Raw genomic sequence first — 18,618 nt, forward strand, 5'->3', positions numbered from 1 at the left:
CCTGCTAGTTGGCCCGGCCGCCCAGCGGAATCCATACCAGCGACGCGGTGCGGCTCGTGCTGTGCTCGACCGCTTCGCCCGAGGGGTGGGCCGAGGCGGCGGCGATCGTGAGGGTGGCGCCCTTCGGCACCGGGAGGAAGACGGCGTCAGGGACGGTCTGGGTGCCGTCCGCCGACTTGGCGCTGTACAGCGACACTTCATAGGACGAACCGGTCGCGGGCGTCACCTTGGCGGTCACCTTGCTGCCGGACGTGCTGTCGTCGCTGATGTACCCGACCAGGAAACCGTCGCTCGCCGTGTTCGACTTGGTCCAGGGCTGGGTGAAGCCGTAGCCGACCTTCTCCGGGGGGCCGATCACCGTCATGCGGCCGGTCACGTGCAGTTCGGTGAAGTCGGCGTTCGGGTTGGCGGAGGTGACCGTGGTGGCGGCGACCTCCAGCATCCTGCCGGTGCCGTAGGGGCCTTCCGAGGCAATGAGGGCGAACGCGGTGTCCTTGGTCAGCCCTCTGACCGTGTGCTCGGTCGTACCGGTGACGTTCTCCGTCACCGTCGCTTCCCGCGCGTCGCTGTAGACGAGGGTCAGGGTGGTCGACGGGTCGGCCGTCCAGGACAACGTCACGCTTCCGCCGTTGGGCACCTGGAGGCTGTCCGGGCGGAACCCACTGATGCGCCGCCGCATTCCGTCGCCGGCGCTCCGCACGGCATCGTCCTCCTGCCGGGGCGCGACCACCGTGGCGAGCGCGAGGCTCTCCTCCTCCTGCGGCCCCGCGCCCTCGCCCATCTCGCCCGCGCCGAACGGGAGCCAGGTCAGCAGCGTGTCGATCGCATGGGTACTGCCGGGTTCCCGTTTGACGGCGACGGTCGCGTCACGGGCGACCGGGACCACGATGCCCACGGGCAGCAGGTCGCCGTACTCCTCCTTCGGGTCGTACGCCAGCGACCGCGCGCGGTACGCCGTGCCGCCCTTCGGGGTGACGTCGACCTGCAGCGTGACGGGCTCGTTCTTCGCCCGGACGCCGGCGCCCTCGACGTCCCCGCTCAGGGAGCGGCCGGGTCTCCGGTTGATGGCGGACAGCACCAGCAGACCGTCCGCCTCCGCTCGTCCCTGCCACGTGCTGGTGAAGGAGGGGGACCAGACCTGGCGCTTCCCAAGGATGGTGCACGTGCCGGCGACCTTGAGCGTCTTGACCGTGAGGTCCGGTTCGGAGACGGTCACCGTCGTGGACAGCGAATGGAGCACCTTGTTCTGCTGCGCGGTGTCGTAGGCCGTGAGCGTCACCGGCGTGGTGCGGTAGAGCTTGTCGATGGTGTATTCGTTCACGGTGGAGACGTTCGCCTTCTTGTCGTCCCACACCAGCTCGTAGCGGACGTTACTGAGGCTGACTGCCTGCCAGGTGATGCGGGCCCGGCCGCCGCGTCGCACGGTGGGGGGCTGAGCGCGCAGCCCTCTCATCTTCAGTTCCGGGGCCCCCTTCAGCACCCGAAGTTTCACCGGGGTGCTCTGCGAGCCGTCGCGTTCCTCACGGATCTCGATCTCGGCGGTCCCGGTCGCCTTGTTGACGGTGACGTCCTGCAGGGTCAGATTCTCGGGCGTTTGCCGGAAGATCAGTTCCTGCCCGGGGTCGGCCTCGTAGTGGGTGTCGTCGATCTTGTCGAAGGACGACCAGCGTGTGTAGAGGGTGCTGATGCCGTCGAGTGACTCGGTGAGATGGCCCTTGCCGGTTCCCAGGGGCAGGGTGATGGTGAGCTTCGAGAGCTTCTCATTGGTGTCGGCCGTGTCCACGTGGAGGTTGAAGGTGACCTTGCTGGGCTGGGTCGCGGTGGACACCTCGACGTCGCGCGGCGCGTAGGCGTACATGAGCCGGGGCGCGGAGCCACTGGCCGGCACGGCTTCGCCGATTTCCTGCTTGGAGACGGTGAGCCCCTTGCCCCCGAGGGGGATCCAGGTCAGCGAGCCGTTGTCCGGGACCATGAGAGCGGTCAGCTCGATCTTGGAGCCGGCGGGCACGGGAACGCAGAGGGCGGCGGGGGTCTTGGGCTTCTCCGCGCTGTTCCGGACCGTCCGGCGCTGCGTGTGGCTGAGCTGGGCGTCGGTGAAGACGTTGAGGAACACGCGGCAGGTCCGGTGGCCCTGGACGGAGAACGTGGGCTGGTAGAGCAGCAGCCCATCGGTCTGCGCCACGGCGACGAAGGCGCCCTTGCCCCAGTCCTGCGGGTAGGTGACGGGTGTGCCGAAGAGCTGGGCCGAGGTCTGGACGGCCAGGTCACCGGTGACGACCTTGGGGCGCCGGACCGTGGCGTGGATGCTCTGGTAGTTGTGCAGGGTCTGGTTACCCTCGACGCTCTGCGCCCGGACCACGAAAGTGGTGGGGTAGGTCACGTTCTGGACGGTGGTACTCCAGGTGCCGTCCTTGAGCTGCGGTGCGGGCGCCGTGTCGTCGGTGTTGTAGTACACCGTGTACTCGGCCGTACTGGACCCCTCCCACTTCACCGTGACCGGGTTTCCGCAGGCGACATCGGCGGGATCGGTCCGCAGGTTGGTGAACTTCACCGCAGTCGAGACCTTCTCGACCTGCACCTTCGCGGGTCGGTCCGTGGCGGTGTTCCCGGTCTTGGCGCTGTTCTCCGTGATCGCGATCGTGGCTACGCCGTGCCGGTCGTGGACGGTGATCTGCTTGAAGCCGAAGGTGAAGTCGCCTTTGGGTTCGCTGCTGGTGGTGGCGGTGAACCTGCCCTCGACCTTCGGGTCCTTCTCCAGCTTCCAGCCGCCCGTGGTCGGCGCGATGCCCAGAACCGACTTCCAGGTTGCGGACGTGAACAGTGATTCCTTGCCGGTTCCGACGGGGAACTGGAAGACCAGCTTTCCGCATGCGACGTCGCCGGGGATCTGGACGAGGATCTGCACCTCGGCCAGCGTGGAGCCGGCGTAGAAGACCTTCGGGCGCAGCGCGCGCCCGTAGCGGAGAAGGGATGACGTGCCGTCGTTGGACATGGTTCCCGTTCTGGTGGGGTGGGTGGGTTCGGTCAGCCGGTGAGCGGAGTGCGCAGGTGCAGGAAGCCGTCGCGGGCGGGCGGGCGCCCGGCATCGGGGGCCGCGTCGCTGAGCTGGGCTTCGGTGCCCGCCGTGCTGATGGGGTAGTCGTGCCAGATCCGCTCGTCGCGGCGTTCGACGAAGGTCCACTCGCCCTGCCAGGCGGCGGGGCGGGGCATCCGGATCTTGCCCTCGGCCTCCAGCTCGGCCAGCAGCGGACCGGTGCGGAACGAGGCACGCCCGGCGCGCACGAACGGGTCGGAGTACCGGGCGGGGAGGCGCAGCGTCTCGACGGGCACCACGTCGGTGAAGGCGTGGACGGCGCTGAACGGGTCGGCGAGGAGCGTCACCCGGGTGTCGAGTGAGTGGTCCGCCGTCTTGGACGGGTCGGGGGCGGGGGTGAACGTGACGGTGACGCCCTGGTCCTGCGTACCGGCTCCGAGGTATCCCCCGCTGTCCGCGGGCTGGGGATCGGTGACGTACACCCGTTGGTAGTCGTCGCCCCGGACGTACCCGTAGAGCCCGTCCGCGGGCAGGGCCGCCGCACCGAGCCGGACGGTGACCGGCTTCTTGGTGTAGGCGTCGTCCGGCGTGACCCCGAGCGCCTTCCACTGCGGGCTGACGGCGACCGGACCGGCGAGTTCGCCGCGCAGCCGGGCCCGTAGCAGGACGACCGGGCGGCCGAGGAGCAGGGACAGTGTCCGCTCCGTGGCACCGGGGCCGGGGCTGGTGGTGGCGCTGACCCGGTCGATCGAGGTGACGAGGGCCGACAGCGCCTGCCGGCCCTTGCCCCGCAGGCCGGTGACGAAGGCCGCGAGGTGCCGCATGGTGGTGGTGTTCAGCTCGACGGCGTGGGGCAGCGGGCGCCACACCACCTGGGAGTCGCCTGTCTTCTTCACCGCCGTGCACAGTTCGCCCACGGGATCGCCCGCCGGTCCGTAGACGAGCAGGGACCCGCCGAGACGGTTGGCCAGGAGCCAGCCGACGACCGGGCTGGGGTCGGCCGTGTCCTCCAGACCCGGGTCGATGACGCGCCGGTCGTCGCCCGCGCTGAGGAAGTCGAACCGCAGCCGGGCGGACTGCTGGAGGCGGGGAGCGAGTTGCAGCCACTTGTCGGTGGCGTGGTCGCGGACGGCCGTGCCCGGGACGATGTGCGGGGACCGGGCGAGCTGGTCGCCGGCGTAGTTCTTGGTGATCAGGTCTAGGGACCGGCCGAAGGTGTCGACGACGCTGAGGCGGGTGATGAGGAACTGGCCGCAGGACAGCGGGCGGAACGCGCGTCCGGTATCCTTCAGCTCGTTCTCGAAGGGGATGCTGCGCGGGCCGCCCGCTACGAGGGCCCCGGTGCCGGGAAACTGTCCGATGGCCATGCCGGCCGGCGTGGCGTGGGTGCCCTCCGAGCTGAGCCGCATCCACGCGTTCAAGCCGTGCAGGGTCTGGGACAGCAGGTCGAGGCTGCCCATCTCCTCGGCCTGGGCACGGAGCCGTTCGGCCGCGTCGTCGTCGGCGAGACCGAGGCTGTAGTGCTCCAGCTGCCGTTGGAGGACGTGCGGGATCTGGGCGGTGAGCAGCGAACGCCCCGAGAAGGAGGGGCCGGTGGTGGTCGCGGCCTTGGTACGGGTCCATCGCAGGCGGCCGTCGGCGGTGAGCGTCCACTGGCCGGCGGCGGCGCCGGCGGTCGAGTCGGCGCCGCCGGGGAAGGCCAGGGGATGGATCTCGGTCTTCCACAGGACGAACAGGGGTGACCAGGGCTCGGCGGTCCAGCGGTCGGTCAGTTCGGGCAAGGCGCCGGTGACCTTGGCGGGCTTCGCGTACAGCTCTTCGAGCAGCGTCGGGTACGTGCCCGGAGCGGACGACTGCGACAAGGCCGCCTGGTGCAGGAGACAGAGCTCGCCGGCCAGGGCGGCCGCCGTGGGCGAGCCGCTGCCGCTGCCCGGGGCCGGCAGCTTCTTCCAGGCGCCGCCGGGGAGCTTGGGCTGGACCTTCGTGCCGCTCTTGTCCGTGAAGGCGGTGACCAGCTTGTCCGAGGACCGGCACTGCGGGGCGGACGGCACCGCGGGGTGCCGGCCGCCCCGCGCGCCCCGGATCAGGACCACCGGGTCGGTGGGGGTGTGGACCGCGCCGTGCGGGTGGCGGGCCAGGCGGGTGCCGAAGGGTGAGGCGACGCCGTCCAGCCCGCGGCGCAGGCCGGCGACCTCCTGCTGCACCGCACGGACCTTGGCCGCCAGTGAGGTCGCGGTCCCGGGGTCGAGCTGGGCGTTCAGCTTCTCGGTCGTCCCGGACGGACGTTTGGCGTCGGGGAGGTTGCGCAGCCACCACAGGTGGTAGAGGCGTGCCTGCGAGCCGTGCAGTTGGGCCTCCGCATGGGCGAGGGCCGCCTCGGCGGAGTTCAGCGCGTCCACCGACGGGAGGTCGTCATCGCCGCCCGCCTGCGCCGGCACCAGGGGTTCGGACGTCCAGCGGAAGCGGGCCGGCGCACGGTGGAACCAGTCCCGGTGCAGTGCGTGGCGGGCCGCCTGGGGGGCGTCGAGGTCGTCGGTGAGTCCGTGCTGGAGGGCGGTGAGCAGGGCGTCGTTCTCCGTGCCGGGCCCCGTCAGGGCGCTGAGGGCGTCACTGGCGCTGTTGCCGACCGCGACCCGTACCGCGTCCTTGGCCTTGTCCTTGTCCGGCATGGACTCCTTGACGTCCTTCTTCCCCTTGGGATCCCAGATCACGGAGACGGCCGCGCCCACGAAGAGCGAGCGTTTCGGGTAGGCCGTCATGCCCGTCGGGAGCCGCCAGCCCAGCCGGGACGGGTCGGGCGTGGTGGTGAGGATGTCGTCGGCGGCGCGGGAGTACCAGCCGGCGACGAGGTAGCTGACGGCGAACCACTCCTCGTCCATGCCGACGCACTTGTCCAGCAGGGAGAAGACGTTGTGGCAGTAGGGTTGGAAGGCGGCGAACGCGGGGAGCCCGGGGCCGACGGCCGTGAGGAACTGCGCCGTGTTCGGCCGGGGTTCGGTCCAGCCGTCCTCGGCGTTCTTCAGCTCGCCGATCCAGCAGGCCTTGAGTTTGCCGTCGGCACCGGGGCGCGCGTACCGGGCGGCATGGGCGTCCGGGTCGTCGAGGCTGTCGCGCACCTGGTCGCTCTCGACCATCCAGGAGGTGGCGAGGACCTGTTTACCCGTCGCGTCGGTGGCCTGGCGCAGGACGAGCCAGCGGTTGGGCACGAGGGGGAACGCCGGCGGGCCGGCCGCTTCCGTGCCACCGCGGCAGAGGGCCTCCGGTAGGCGCCAGTGCAGTCGGATGCCCCGGTCCCGGCCCTGGTCGAGCGAGAATCCGCTGAACGGGTCCGGCTCCACCGGGCGTTGGGAGTTGATCGCTCCGCGGAAGTCGGGGCGCCAGCGGACGAAGCCCTTCTCCGTGCGGAACGTCAGGGTGCGGGCCTCCACCCGGACCGGGACGACGAGAGGACCGGTGGTCATCTGGGCTGCTTCCTACGCGGCGGGAAAGGTGATCTGGTGAGGGCTGTTGAGCAACTGGACCGCGAGGTCGGACGACTTGAACGCCGCGGAGCCGATGCCGTGCTGTTTCGCCAGGGCGGTGGACAGTGAGGAGGAGTGGGTGCCGAAGCGGAAGACGGCACGCTGCGTGTCCCGCTGGAACGCGGCGAGACCGGTGAGTTTCCGGCCGGTGATCTCCTTGCCGCAGTCGGTCCCGGTGGGCTGCCGCAGGTTGATGACGTCCGGACCGTCGATGCCGAAGTGCAGTCCCTGGGCCGGCTCGCGCAGCACGACCGAGGCGGGGACGGCGTCGAACAGGCAGATCAGGACGTCGGCGGCGAGCACGGAGCGGCGCAGGATCTCGACCCCGGCGCCGCCGGACACCTCGATGACCAGGTCCGGGCAGTCCGACACCAGGGCGGAACGCAGCAGCAGGCCCGCCTGCGGGCGGGGTGGCGGGGCGATCGCCGTCATGGCCCGTTCGGCCAGCGCGTCGACCTCGCCGAAGCGGCCCACGCCGCGGGCCCCGGCGCACAGCCGCGACAGCCAGTCCTGGTCGACGTGGAAGAACCGCAGGCTCTCGGGCGGCAGCATTCCCGCGTCCGGCACCAGGTAGCCGAACGGCACCTGCTCCAGCAGTTCCAGGCGGCGCAGCCAGGAGCGGGCGTTGACCAGCTCCGTCGTCTCGGCGCCGAGGGCGGCCAGGGCGTCGGCCACCTCCTCCGCCCGGGTGTGCAGGAGAGCGGCGGCCGGGGCGGTCCGCTCCCCGGATGGGGGGCCGCTCTCCCGGTCCGGCCGGCTGCCGGGCGGTACGTCGAGGGCCGCGGCCACGGCGTCGGCGGGGCCGTTGGCGAACCACGCGGTCAGCCGCTCCCCGGGTGACGCGGGCACCCGCCACCGGCCGGACTCGGGTGGGCCGGTCGTGAGCATCCGGGTGACCGTCCGGCGGGCGACGGCCAGCCAGCCGGTCAGTGAGGCCACGTAGTCGGCGTCCGAGAGGGCGAGGGCGCGGCCCAGGCTCCACGCGGAGGCGTAGCCGATGTCGAACACGCCGTGGTCGGGCAGGTAGACGGCCGCGTGGTCGCCGCTGGTCACGTGCTGGGGCAGGTCCGGGAGCGCGGGGGGCACCACGGGCGTCAGCGGCCCCCGGTACCACGCGAGGGTCTGCTCACCCGAGGAGAGCCGGCTCGGCACGGGGACGTAGCCCCGGTTCAGCCGTCGCCGGACCTCCTTCTCCGCGGCGCTGCCGCCCGCGGTGCCCCGGGGAGGGCGCCGCAGCAGCAGGTCGCCGCCGGCCAGTTTGCCGACCACGGCCGGGAAATGCCTGGCCCCGTCCTTGGACGTGAACGTCCACGACCACAGGGACACCAGCCGTACCCACTGCGGGTTGCCCGGCAGAGTGCCCGTCAGGTGTTTGCCGTGGCCCTCCAGGGAGACCAGGTGGGCGGCGTACGGCCCCGGCTTCCTGGGCAGCCGGCCGGCGAGCAGGACCGCGAAGTCGCCCTCGACCAGTTCCTCGCCCCGGAAGGCGGCGGCCGGCCTGGCCTTGCGGACGTGGGCCGCGTGTGCCAGTTCGTCGTCGCTGTCGCGGGGACACACCTGGGTGAACACCGTGGCCAGGACGTCGATGGTGCGGCACGGCAGCGTCTGCTCGGCGGCCGTCGGCGTCACGGCCGGCACCGCGACGCCGCTCTCCGCCTTCGGCACGTCCGCCCCGGTCCGGGGAGTCGCCAGCCCTCCGGCCGCGGGGTCCTCGCGGATTTCGCCCGGGCCGAGGACGAGCAGCGCCATCCAGGGGAGGTCCTGGTGCTTGGAGTCGGAACCGATGAGCCGCTGCCAGGGCAGCGACGGCCGGCGCAGGGTGCAGTGCGGCAGCGTTTGGTCGAAGCGGCCGGCCGCGCCGTTCGCGGGGTGCACCGCGTGGACGGTGACCGGGTCGAGGGCGAAGCGGGGCGCGGTGACCTGCACGGGCTGGACGAGCGGCTGGAAGAACTCCTTGCCCAGCTCGCCGTTCTTCGGGCTGGTGACCTTCTGGGTGACGGTGACGGTGTAGTCCCCGGCGGTCAGCCCGGGGCGCTGGGTGTCGTGGAAGTGCAGGTCGAGCGGCACGGACATGGCGCGGTTCAGCTCTCTGTCGCGACCAACGGCGCGTTGGTGAAGGCGGATTCGACGTCCCGGGCGTAGCGGGACAGTGCGTTGTCACGGAGCGGGACCGGCGGATCGGTCAGCGGCTTGGTCTCGTCCCGGACCATCGCCTCGGCGCCCGCGTTCCTGAGCGCGTTGAGTACCGCGGCCCTGGCCGTCTTCGCCGAGGCCAGGTCGATCTTCGCGACCTTGCCGACCGAGGTGGACTCCCGGACGGGCGGGACCCCCTGCATTGCGGAGGTCAACGGCATCCGCGCGGAGTTCGGCACCGTCACCCGGCTGAGGGCCGCCGGGGTGATGCGGCCGGGGCTGCGGCCGGGCTGCCTGGCGGGCGCGGTCAGGCGGATGCCGACGAGCCGGCCGGCGAGGAGGTGTCCGGTCTTCCGGTCCGGACTGCCCCACAGGGCTTCGGGGACGTCGCCGGTGTCGGCCTCGATGGTCCACGCCTCACCACTCTTGATCAGGTTCAGCGCCTTGCCGTCCTTGGTCACGGTGACCTTGTGGACCGAGGTCACCCCGCTCTCCCGCAGCGGCCGGATGGTGACCTTGTCCGTCGCGGACCGGACGGTGTGTTCCTTCCCGTCCGGCAGACCGATCACCAGGGAGGTCGCCGGGGCGACCCCGGCGGTGACGAAGGAGAACCCGTCGCCCGCGACCGTCCACGGCTGGGTCGTCGCCCCGGGGACCTTGGGCGCGGGCAGCAGCCCCGACGCGACGGTGGCCTTCAGGGGCGGCGGGAGCTGGCGCTGGAAGTCCGGCCACGCGACCGGGCGGTCGTCCGCGCCGCCCGACCCGAAGGGGACGGTGAACGAGACCGGACCGGAGCGGACCGTGGCCCGGCCGCCGAACGGATCACCCCATACGAGGCAGTCGGCCGACACTTCCGCCCGTACCGTGACGTGGATCGGACCGACCGAGATGTCGGCCCGGAAGCCGACGCGGACCCCGAGCCGGAAGTCGTAGCGTGGCGGGTTCGTCCACTGCAGGTAGCCGTGGAAGCTCGCGGTGAACCAGGCCTGCACCCAACCGCCATCGAAGACGACGGCCAGGTCCGAGCCGAGCATCAACGCGCCGGGGGTGACGGCCAGGTAGACGCCGGCGGTGAAGGACACCGCCTTGGAGATCGCCAGGCTCGCGCCGAGCCGGGGGACCTGGGGGTAGTGGCCGGGCACCGGGTAGAGCGGGTGGTACCCGCCGAGCGTGATGACGAAGTCGCCGCTGCGGTCGGGGCCCTTGCCCGGCTCGGGCGGGCTCCATACGGACACGGCGAGGCCTCCCGTCAGCTTGCACGACGGGGTGAGGACGTAGGAGTCGCCGGTCAGGAGCGCGGTGAACGACAGCAGGCCCGGGCCGCGCTGGTACAGGGCGCGCATGGCCAGTTCGATCTGGGCGTACACCGCGCCACCCGGCGCGAGGCGGGTGGGGAACGTTGCCTTGAGCAGGCCGAACAGGCCGACGGACAGGTCGTCGCCGAATTCGACGAGGGCGAGGACACGGCCGGCGAGGAACTCGAAGGAGGTGAACTGGATGCCGACGGCGACCCAGTTCTGTCCCTGCTTCGGGCTCAGCCACTTGGCGGCCACCAGGCCCTTGGCCATCCGGGCGGGCGTCTGCTTGGCGACGTTAGGGTTCCCCAGGCCCGCCACCAGGGGGAAGTCCTGTACCTCGTGGGGGGCGGGAACGCGCACGGTGGCGTTGTAGCCGCCGCCGAGCATGGCTCCGGTGACGCGGAACGGCGGCGGCCCGAAGCCTCCGCCGCCTTCGGCGGCCAGCTCGCCGAAGGCGCTGAACGACCACGCCGATCCACCGGTGGCGTAGGCGAGTTGACCGAGCAGCCGGCCGGAGACGGTGGGCAGGCGGAGCAGCAGCATCCCGTCGAACTGGTCGGTGAACCCGGAGTCGCGCGGGGGTCGGGTGTAGAGGAGGGCACCGGCGACCTCGGCGGCTCCCGCGCTGACCGAGAGCAGCACTCCGCGCAGCGCGGGCCGGACCGTGTGCGGCTCCTTCAGCTCTACGCTCAGCCCGAGTCCGTCGACCTGGAGTTCCACTCCCGCGATGGACAGCGAGGCGTTCGCGTCGACCGTCACCCGGTCGCCGGTCAGCCGGATGCCGAGGCCGTGCACCCGCAGCGGGCCGACCGAGCGGTCGAGGCGCACCTCCGTGCCCACGTCCAGCGGGGCGTCGACGGGGGTGGCCTCCTGTCCCTTCGGGGCCGTCGATCCCAGCGCGATCTCCTGTTGCCGGTCCGCGGTGCCGACCCGGAGCAGGACGGTGCCACGGATTCCGGCGGGAACCGCTCCCCCTGGAAGCCCCAGTTCCTTCGCCGCCTGGTCGCCATACCAGGTGCGCCATGCCTTCATGGTGGCTTCCGGAATCGGCTTGGGCGCGTACCGGACGAGGGGCAGAGAGACCGAGACGTCCTGCCCGGCCGGAAGCTGTCCGTGCAGGAGGTCCAGGCTGGAGAGCCCCGCCGTCAGTTTGAAGCGCGCCTGGACCACGGACCATCCGGAACCGCCGGCCACGGTCACCGCATGGCCTCGCTCGGTGGCCGCGCGCACCAGGTGTCCGCCCTGGCCGAAGCCGACGGTGAGCGAGGTGAAGGTGGGCAGCGCGGACAGCGGCAGACCGCCGGGATCGACGCCCAGGGCCTTCAGCAGGCTCGCGAGACCCCACCCGGACGAGCTGGTGCCGCTCACCGTCACCACGGCGTTCTCGCCGGCGTTCTTGGCGATGTCCCCCCGCAACTCGACGAGGTGCGTCCGGCCGTCGGAGGTCGGGATCCTCACCTTCACCTCGGCGGCGAAGCTCACCTTTCCGTTGCCCGTCGATGTCGTGGGTCCTTCCGCCTTCGCCACCAGCCGTACGGCGACCGCTTGCGGCAGCCCGAACGCGGAGGCGGTCAGACCGCAGGAGAAGGTGATCTCTCTGCGCTTGGACGCGAACCCGAGCTCGGCGTCCTGGAGCGTCAGCGTCTTGACCAGGGGCGGGATGTCACCGGCCGGCACCTTCAGCGTGCTCTGCAGCCATGCCGTCAGTTGTGCGCCGGTGAGGCGTGACCCGGGTGCCAGTCCGCCGGCGAGCTGCCAACCGTTGGCCGCGGAGTAGCCTCCCTCGAGGCCGAAGGCCGCGCCGCCGACCGACAGCCCTGCCTCCAGGGCGCCGGCCGGCGAGGCTCCGCTCCGGCCTTCGACGTACAGCCGCAGGCCCGTGAGTGTCACACCGGCGAGCTGCCAGCTTCCCTCCAGCAGGCCGTCGAGCTCGTAGGACTTCTCCGTGTGCCGTGCCAGCACCCGTAGCCGGCCCGTCTTGAGGTCCGGCAGCTCCAGACCCGTGCGGAACTCCGTGGGCAGCTTCGTCAGCTCGACAGGGGTGCGGAACTCCGCCTGGAGTTCCCGGTACGGGTCCACGGAAGCGCCCACCGTGACACCGCCGACCGTGAGCGTTCCGCGGAAGCCCAGGAAGACGGAGGGCTTCGTGGCGCCCCGGACGAGTTCGGCGTCGACGCTGACGGCGCCCAGACTGATGACGCCGGGCACGACCGCCCATGTGTCGGCGAACCTGACCCGCACCGAGGCGGAGTGGAAGCGTTTGGTGCGGGTCTGCCAGCAGAGCGCGAGTCGGGTCAGCTCGAGTCCGGACCGCTGGGTGATCCCCAGGTCCTTCGGCACCGTCAGGTCGGCGGTGCCCGCCTTGGGCAGTACCGAGGCCAGTGCGGAGAGGGACGAGAACGTGACACCGGTGCATTCCCCGGCGAACGTGCAACGGCCGGTGGTCGTGTCCTGCATCCCGGTGAGGCGCACCGTCTTCCCGCTGACCGGCTGGTAGGCCACGCTGAGGCCCACCTGGCGGCCGGGGACCGGCGGGGCGCAGTCGGTCGCGGTGAGCACCAGGCGCGGATCGCTGAAGCCCAGATCGGCCAGGGATGTGAAGGAGGCGTCGAGACCGTGGGGAAGGGACTGGAAACCGGGGAGGAACACCTCCAGGCGGACCGCTCCCACCTCGTCGCTGCGCGGATCGACAAGGAAGGTGAGGGAGGCCCTGACGTTGGTGCCGACGCCCGTGACCTTCGCGGCGGTGCCGGTGACGCGCAATGCCGCCAGGTCGCGCTCGGTGATGCCCGTGAGCTTCGCCTCGCCCGACGGGAAGCAGGCGCTGAAGAGGTCCCACACCTGCTCCAGGCCGACCGCGCGAGCGGGGAGCGTGAAGTCTCCGCCCTTCTTCAGGTGCTCTCGCAGGTCCGTCCGGGAGATCGGCATCTCAGGGGCGTCCCGTCAGCGTGGGCACGTTGGTGCCGTCGCTTTCGAGGACGTAGGTCCGGTACGCGCCTCTCGTCAGCTTCTCGTCGGCGGTCAGCAGGGTCGTGTGGAATTCCTTCGTGGTGTCGAACCCCTTGAACTTCGGCTTCGTCGGGACGGTCGTGTCGTCCCAGCAGTAATACTTGTGCGAGGCACCGGTGCCCAGTTTCACGCTGGTGGCGATGACATTACTGAGGTGGCCGTAGCGTGCCGTGCCCATTCCCTTGCCGAAACCCTTGATTCCCGCGCTGCATACCATGAGGTTCGGTTCGATCGCCTTGAGCCAGTCGGGACCGGAGGAGGTCACGCTGCCGTGGTGACCAACTTTCAGCGTGCAGTGGCCAGCATTCTTCAGCAAATCCCTGACCTTGGCGTCGGTGTGCCCGTTCACGAATCCCAGGATGGCCCGCTCGGTCAGGGTGGTGGCATCCGCCATCAGGAAGACCTTGTTCTTCCCGTGTACCAGAAGGATCACGATGCAGTCATGGTTGGCGTTGTGACCGCCGAACTCGGCCTCGTATTCCGCGTACTTCTCCCGATGTCGCTCGAGTCGCGTCTCCAGACCCTTCAGGTGGGTTTGCGCGTTTTTCAGGTCGTCCTTGTCCCGCTGCTGTACGGTGTCTTTTCTCTCACGCTTCTTCCGCACTTCCACGATTTTCGGCAGGTACGTGCGCTTGATGTCCAGCCTCCGGTAGACAGCGGCGTCCCGCCAATAGGTCGCACGGGTCTCGAGGGCCTGCTTCTCCTCCTTACCGCTCTCCTCCAGCCGTTTTTCGTCGACATCGCCGAACTTCGACCCCCAGCCGCCCCCCTTGAACCGCTTGATCAGAGTTGCCAGTCTTTCCCTGTGAAGGACGGCGGCCTCAAGTTTGTTCACGGTCACATCGTTATCCGCCGTCAGAGCACCGGACTTCCTGAGGTCCTCCACACGGGCTTTGGCGCGGAGGACGGCGCTATCGAACTCGGCGGCGAGACCGACTTCCGGCGGACTGAGCGGCTGGTCGTTCCGCAGCTTCTTCAGGACGCGCTGCTCGACGGGGTAGAATCTCAGCCCTTCCTCCGCCTTCACCACGTCGATCCGGCGCTTCCTGCCTCGCTTCCTGGAGGCGTTCTCGATCCTCTTGTTGACGTTCTCCAGCTCCTCGGCCGGCTTGTCAGAGGGAACGGCCTTGCCTTTCACGAAGCCGTCCAGCTCGTCGACGGTCCGGCGGGCCATCTCGATCTCGCCCTTCAGCGACTCGATGTCCTCGTGCGCCACGTCCCGGGCGTACAGGGCATTCAGCTTCTCGTCGCGCCTGTCACTCGCATTGGCCGCGAGAATGTACAACTTCACGCCGCCGTACTCGGCGTGCGGGATGCCCTCCTCGTACTTCCCCGTCGCCTTGTTCCAACCGGAGCAGAGCAGCGTGTCGAGCTCCTCCCCCTGCACCACACTGAGGAAATGCTCGCTCATCACCTGGTACCCGTGGGCACTGTCGCGGAGCTTGAGGTTGTCGTACTCGGCCAGCAGGCCGCCGTAGATCGACTCCCGGACCTGGTATCTGAGGTCGCGGTTCGGCCACTTGAAGAAGGCTTCGTGGAGCAGGTTGTAGTGATCCTCGTCGGGGTGACTGATGAACAGGTGGTGGATGGTCTTCGAGGTCGTCGGCACGAATTCTTTGAGCAACTTCGCGATCTCGGCCCTCGCCGTGTCCTTGAACTGGACTGAGCCCGCATCGATGACCGCGACCTCACCGCTCGGAAAGACGATGACGGTGAAATCCCCCTGCCCGACGAATCCGAAGACCACCTTCAGGTTCGGCACTACCCGTCGCCCTTCACTCGCAGCCCAGCGGGCGAAGGCCGAAAAGCATCCACCTGCATCCAGGAAACACAGAGATTCCTATTATTCGGCGACGCTATCCAGCCCCACGGGGCCGGTCAATCACGTGACTCGAACGGACGAGCCACGCGTGTCGTACGAATGCGGCTACAAGCGTCCAACGCCCGAGCGGATGAAAGACCGGCCGTCGACTCCCAGAGCCGGCCCGGGGAAACCGATGCGGGGAGGAAATCCCGACGAGGAACCTCCCGAACGCCACCTGCGAACCCGGGTGGCGGCCAGTCGGGACCTCCGGCGCTCGCATCCTCTTCAGGGGCGCCGTGGCCCAGCCAGGAGAACGCGATCTGCGGTGCCGCGAGGCCCTCCAGCACCGGGCGCTTGCTGGGTCCGCGTACCGGAGCAGGCCGTTATCGAGATCGCCCCCGGCTCGGCGACGATCGTCGCCGACCACCCGGCCCTGCGCTGACGCCCCTGACCGCTCCCGCGCGCCGACGCCCGTAGCCAGGTAAGTGCCCAGCGCCCGGCCGCGAGACGGTTCGGGGTCCGCGCACGAGGATGAAGCCGCCGTCGCGCGCGCGGCACGCGGGACACCCGGGAGGCCGAGAGCGGGGCGTGTGCGCCGTCTTTCCTGTCCGACGGCGGGGGTCACCGCGAGCGCCACGAGGCCGGTATCCCCGTGCCGTCCACCGCTGTCGCACGCTTCGCCGGCGATGTGACCCTCGTCGTGATGGGCGGTCTCGGCGTGTCCGCCCCTCGCGCCATGCGCTGGCGGCAGGGGCAGCGGCACGTCTCCCGTCGAGCGAGGTCACGGGGGTGCCCGGACGCCTCGGGGCAGAAAAGGCCGCGCCCACGGGGATCGATATCTGTTCCCGTGACACGAGAAATGGGCGCGGGGCTTGTCGAATATTTTTCGGCCGCCGACCGGAGGGGAATTATCGACCGTGCAAGGCCGATCGCACCGTGCTACCGTCGATCCCGGTTGCAGGTGTGGTTGCCAGAAGGCTCATTTCCTCCGGGGTAATCATCACGGCGACACGGAATTCGCACAGGGTGAATTCCCGACACCGTCTCCCGAGGAGAATGACATGGCCAGTGGCACCGTGAAGTGGTTCAACGCGGAAAAGGGCTTCGGCTTCATCGAGCAGGACGGCGGCGGCGCCGACGTCTTCGCCCACTACTCGAACATCAGCGCCCAGGGCTTCCGCGAGCTGCTGGAAGGCCAGAAGGTGTCGTTCGACATCGCGCAGGGCCAGAAGGGCCCGACGGCCGAGAACATCGTCATCGCCTGACACCGGCGGCCGACGTACTCCGCAGCCGGGGCCCGCACCACTGGGGTGCGGGCCCCGGCTCGCCGCTTTTCAGGGCACGCGGCGGAAGACTCCGCCGCATCCCCGACCGGTGGCCGGTGGCACATTCCCACCGGTCCGGCCCCGCCCATTTCACCTCCGGCCCGTCTCTCGAGATTCTCTGCGCCGATCGCCTGCTGCGGGAATTCCTTGCCACGTGCCCCGTCAAGGAAGGGTTCCGCATGAAGTATTCCCGCCCCACCCGCACACATGACCGCGCCGGAGGAGGCACCGCCGCCCACCGCTCCGGTGGCCCGCGCCGATCCGAAACCCGCGGAAACGGAAATCGCCAGGCCGTGCGGGGCGAATTCGCGCCGCCGAAGACGATCACGCCGGCACTGCCCGCCGTCGGGGCCTTCGCCGATCTCGCCATGCCCGCGCGGCTGCTGGCCGCGCTCGGCCACGAAGGCGTGACCGTACCGTTCCCGATCCAGGCGGCGACCCTGCCGAACTCCCTGGCCGGCCGTGACGTGCTCGGCCGGGGCCGCACCGGCTCGGGCAAGACCCTCGCCTTCGGCCTCGCCGTACTGGCCCGTACGGCGGGGCGGCGTGCCGAGCCACGGCAGCCGCTCGCCCTCGTCCTCGTCCCCACCCGGGAGCTCGCCCAGCAGGTCGCCGACGCGCTCGCCCCGTACGCCCGCTCCGTGGGCCTGCGGCTGGCCACCGTCGTCGGCGGGATGTCCGTCGGACGGCAGGCCGGTGCGCTGCGCACCGGGGCCGAGGTGGTCGTCGCGACGCCCGGGCGGCTCAAGGACCTCATCGACCGGGGCGACTGCCGGCTGGACGGCGTCGGCGTCACGGTCCTCGACGAGGCCGACCAGATGACCGACATGGGCTTCATGCCCCAGGTCACCGCCCTGCTCGACCAGGTGCGTCCCGACGGGCAGCGGATGCTCTTCTCGGCCACCCTGGACCGCAACGTCGACCTTCTGGTCCGCCGCTACCTGACGGATCCGGTGGTGCACTCCGTCGACCCGTCGGCGGGCGCGGTCACCACGATGGAGCACCACATCCTCCACGTGCACGACGCGGACAAGCACCGGACGACCACCGAGATCGCGGCGCGGGACGGTCGAGTGATCATGTTCCTCGACACCAAGCACGCGGTGGACCGGCTGACCGAGCACCTGCTGAGCAGCGGTGTCCGCGCCGCGGCCCTGCACGGCGGCAAGTCCCAGCCGCAGCGCACCCGGACACTGGCCCGGTTCAGGAGCGGGCATGTGACGGTCCTGGTGGCGACCAACGTCGCGGCGCGCGGGATCCACGTCGACGACCTCGACCTGGTCGTCAATGTGGATCCGCCCGGCGACCACAAGGACTATCTGCACCGCGGCGGCCGCACGGCCCGCGCCGGCGCGTCCGGCAGCGTCGTCACCCTGGTGACTCCTGGTCAGCGGCGCGGGATGAGCCGGCTGATGGTCTCGGCGGGCATCACCCCTCACGTCGCCCAGGTGCGTTCGGGCGAGGCGGAGCTGAGCCGCATCACGGGCGCCCAGGCCCCTTCCGGTGTCCCGGTCGTCATCACCGCGCCGGACGGGGAACGCCGCCGTGGACCGGCTTCCCCGTCCCAGGCCCGCCGGGGGCGCCGCGGCCACACCGGCCGGGGCCGGTCCGCCGGTGAAGCGGGGTCCCGCGGGCCACGGCGACAGAACGGCTTCGGCTCGGCCGCGTAGCACCGCCGCGCTCACAAGCCCATCCCTTCCCGCTTTTCCCCTTTTCCGCCAGGAGGCGCGTATGGCACCGTCGCGAACGCAGCAGCACGGAGTGGATCCCTCCCCCAAGACCGTGGCCGTGTCCGTGGCCCTGACCGATGGCAGGGGCGCGTCCGGACCACGGGTCCGTGACGACATGACGGTCGAGGTGGCTCTGGCCCTCATGGCCGGCGCCCGTGTCGATCACCTCGTCCTCTGCGACGGGGACGACCAGAGCACCGGCCTGATCACCCTTGCCCGGCTCGCCGTTCTCCGCGGCAGCCTCACCTACACGGACCGGCTCCGCCTACGGGACGTCCTCGCCGGACCGTTCGTCCCGCCCGGCGCCCGGACCGGGGCCGTCGGTGAGCACGTCCCCGCCCCGGACGTTCTCGCCCTCGCCCGCTGACCCCTCCACCTCGCCAGGTGTGCCCGTCCTCCTCTCCGCTGTGAGGCATCATGCGCTGTGTCATCGCCCGGTACCCGTTCGAGCTGACCAAGAGCGGGGTGGCGGCCTCGATGAAGGGCGTCGCGCCCGAGCTCGTCACGGATGAGTCCGTGACCATCGGCCGCCGCCGCTACCCGGTCAAGCAAGTGGGCCAGGTCATCACCCGACAGGACCGCCGCGACTTCACCAGCGGCGAAGTGGTCCGGGCCATGGCCTGCCTCGGCTTCACCTGCCACGATCGCCCCGCGGCCGCGCCGCCGAACGTCTCCACCGCGCTCCGGGCCGCCTCGGCACTGCTCGGAGGCATCGCCTCCCCGGAGGCGTGAAGACGGGCGGTCGACCGCCACCAGAACCTTGT

The 18,618-nt window shown here is 70.6% G+C and carries 9 protein-coding genes; 4 read left to right on the forward strand and 5 right to left on the reverse strand.

Annotated elements, in window-relative coordinates; genetic code table 11:
* Positions 1 to 4 precede the first annotated feature (4 nt).
* Genes K7I03_RS07140 through K7I03_RS07160 form a run of 5 tightly spaced genes read right to left on the reverse strand, consistent with a single transcriptional unit; the run spans position 5 to position 14,757 of the window.
* Positions 5 to 2,992 (reverse strand): hypothetical protein, encoded by a 2,988-nt coding sequence (locus tag K7I03_RS07140; protein WP_185943997.1) that lies wholly within the window; start codon positions 2,990 to 2,992, stop codon positions 5 to 7.
* Between the two features lie 32 nt (positions 2,993 to 3,024).
* The gene (locus tag K7I03_RS07145; RefSeq protein WP_185943996.1) at positions 3,025 to 6,495 is read right to left on the reverse strand and encodes a hypothetical protein; all 3,471 of its coding nucleotides are present in this window, start codon (positions 6,493 to 6,495) and stop codon (positions 3,025 to 3,027) included.
* Positions 6,496 to 6,507: 12 nt separating this feature from the next.
* Positions 6,508 to 8,628: a hypothetical protein gene (locus K7I03_RS07150; protein ID WP_185943995.1), complete on the reverse strand. Its 2,121-nt coding sequence runs from the start codon at positions 8,626 to 8,628 to the stop codon at positions 6,508 to 6,510.
* A gap of 8 nt (positions 8,629 to 8,636) precedes the next feature.
* On the reverse strand, positions 8,637 to 12,914 hold the full coding sequence (locus tag K7I03_RS07155; protein ID WP_185943994.1) for a DUF6603 domain-containing protein: 4,278 nt from the start codon (positions 12,912 to 12,914) through the stop codon (positions 8,637 to 8,639).
* Position 12,915: 1 nt separating this feature from the next.
* Positions 12,916 to 14,757, reverse strand: a complete 1,842-nt coding sequence (locus tag K7I03_RS07160) for a hypothetical protein (RefSeq protein ID WP_185943993.1) — start codon at positions 14,755 to 14,757, stop codon at positions 12,916 to 12,918.
* A gap of 1,103 nt (positions 14,758 to 15,860) precedes the next feature.
* Between K7I03_RS07160 and K7I03_RS07165 the strand changes: the two genes are divergently transcribed.
* The 4 genes from K7I03_RS07165 to K7I03_RS07180 all read left to right on the forward strand — a co-directional run bounded on the left by K7I03_RS07165 (position 15,861) and on the right by K7I03_RS07180 (position 18,586).
* Positions 15,861 to 16,064, forward strand: a complete 204-nt coding sequence (locus K7I03_RS07165) for a cold-shock protein (protein ID WP_185943992.1) — start codon at positions 15,861 to 15,863, stop codon at positions 16,062 to 16,064.
* 239 nt (positions 16,065 to 16,303) lie between these two features.
* Complete coding sequence (locus tag K7I03_RS07170) at positions 16,304 to 17,794, forward strand: DEAD/DEAH box helicase (RefSeq protein WP_185943991.1); 1,491 nt, start codon at positions 16,304 to 16,306, stop codon at positions 17,792 to 17,794.
* A gap of 61 nt (positions 17,795 to 17,855) precedes the next feature.
* Positions 17,856 to 18,221 carry a CBS domain-containing protein gene (locus tag K7I03_RS07175; protein WP_260630309.1) on the forward strand — a complete coding sequence of 122 codons (366 nt, stop codon included), beginning with the start codon at positions 17,856 to 17,858 and terminating at the stop codon, positions 18,219 to 18,221.
* A gap of 50 nt (positions 18,222 to 18,271) precedes the next feature.
* Complete coding sequence (locus K7I03_RS07180) at positions 18,272 to 18,586, forward strand: SCO5918 family protein (protein ID WP_185943990.1); 315 nt, start codon at positions 18,272 to 18,274, stop codon at positions 18,584 to 18,586.
* Positions 18,587 to 18,618 lie beyond the last annotated feature (32 nt).

Source organism: Streptomyces mobaraensis (assembly GCF_020099395.1).
In the GTDB taxonomy this organism is placed as follows: Bacteria; Actinomycetota; Actinomycetes; order Streptomycetales; family Streptomycetaceae; genus Streptomyces.

Bases quoted from the DNA above. Each gene is read 5' to 3' on its own strand.
- K7I03_RS07140 (WP_185943997.1), bottom strand. From the start codon at position 2,992: ATGTCCAACGACGGCACGTCATCCCTTCTCCGCTACGGGCGCGCGCTG.
- K7I03_RS07145 (WP_185943996.1), bottom strand. From the start codon at position 6,495: ATGACCACCGGTCCTCTCGTCGTCCCGGTCCGGGTGGAGGCCCGCACC.
- K7I03_RS07150 (WP_185943995.1), bottom strand. From the start codon at position 8,628: ATGTCCGTGCCGCTCGACCTGCACTTCCACGACACCCAGCGCCCCGGG.
- K7I03_RS07155 (WP_185943994.1), bottom strand. From the start codon at position 12,914: ATGCCGATCTCCCGGACGGACCTGCGAGAGCACCTGAAGAAGGGCGGA.
- K7I03_RS07165 (WP_185943992.1), top strand. From the start codon at position 15,861: ATGGCCAGTGGCACCGTGAAGTGGTTCAACGCGGAAAAGGGCTTCGGC.
- K7I03_RS07170 (WP_185943991.1), top strand. From the start codon at position 16,304: ATGAAGTATTCCCGCCCCACCCGCACACATGACCGCGCCGGAGGAGGC.
- K7I03_RS07175 (WP_260630309.1), top strand. From the start codon at position 17,856: ATGGCACCGTCGCGAACGCAGCAGCACGGAGTGGATCCCTCCCCCAAG.
- K7I03_RS07180 (WP_185943990.1), top strand. From the start codon at position 18,272: ATGCGCTGTGTCATCGCCCGGTACCCGTTCGAGCTGACCAAGAGCGGG.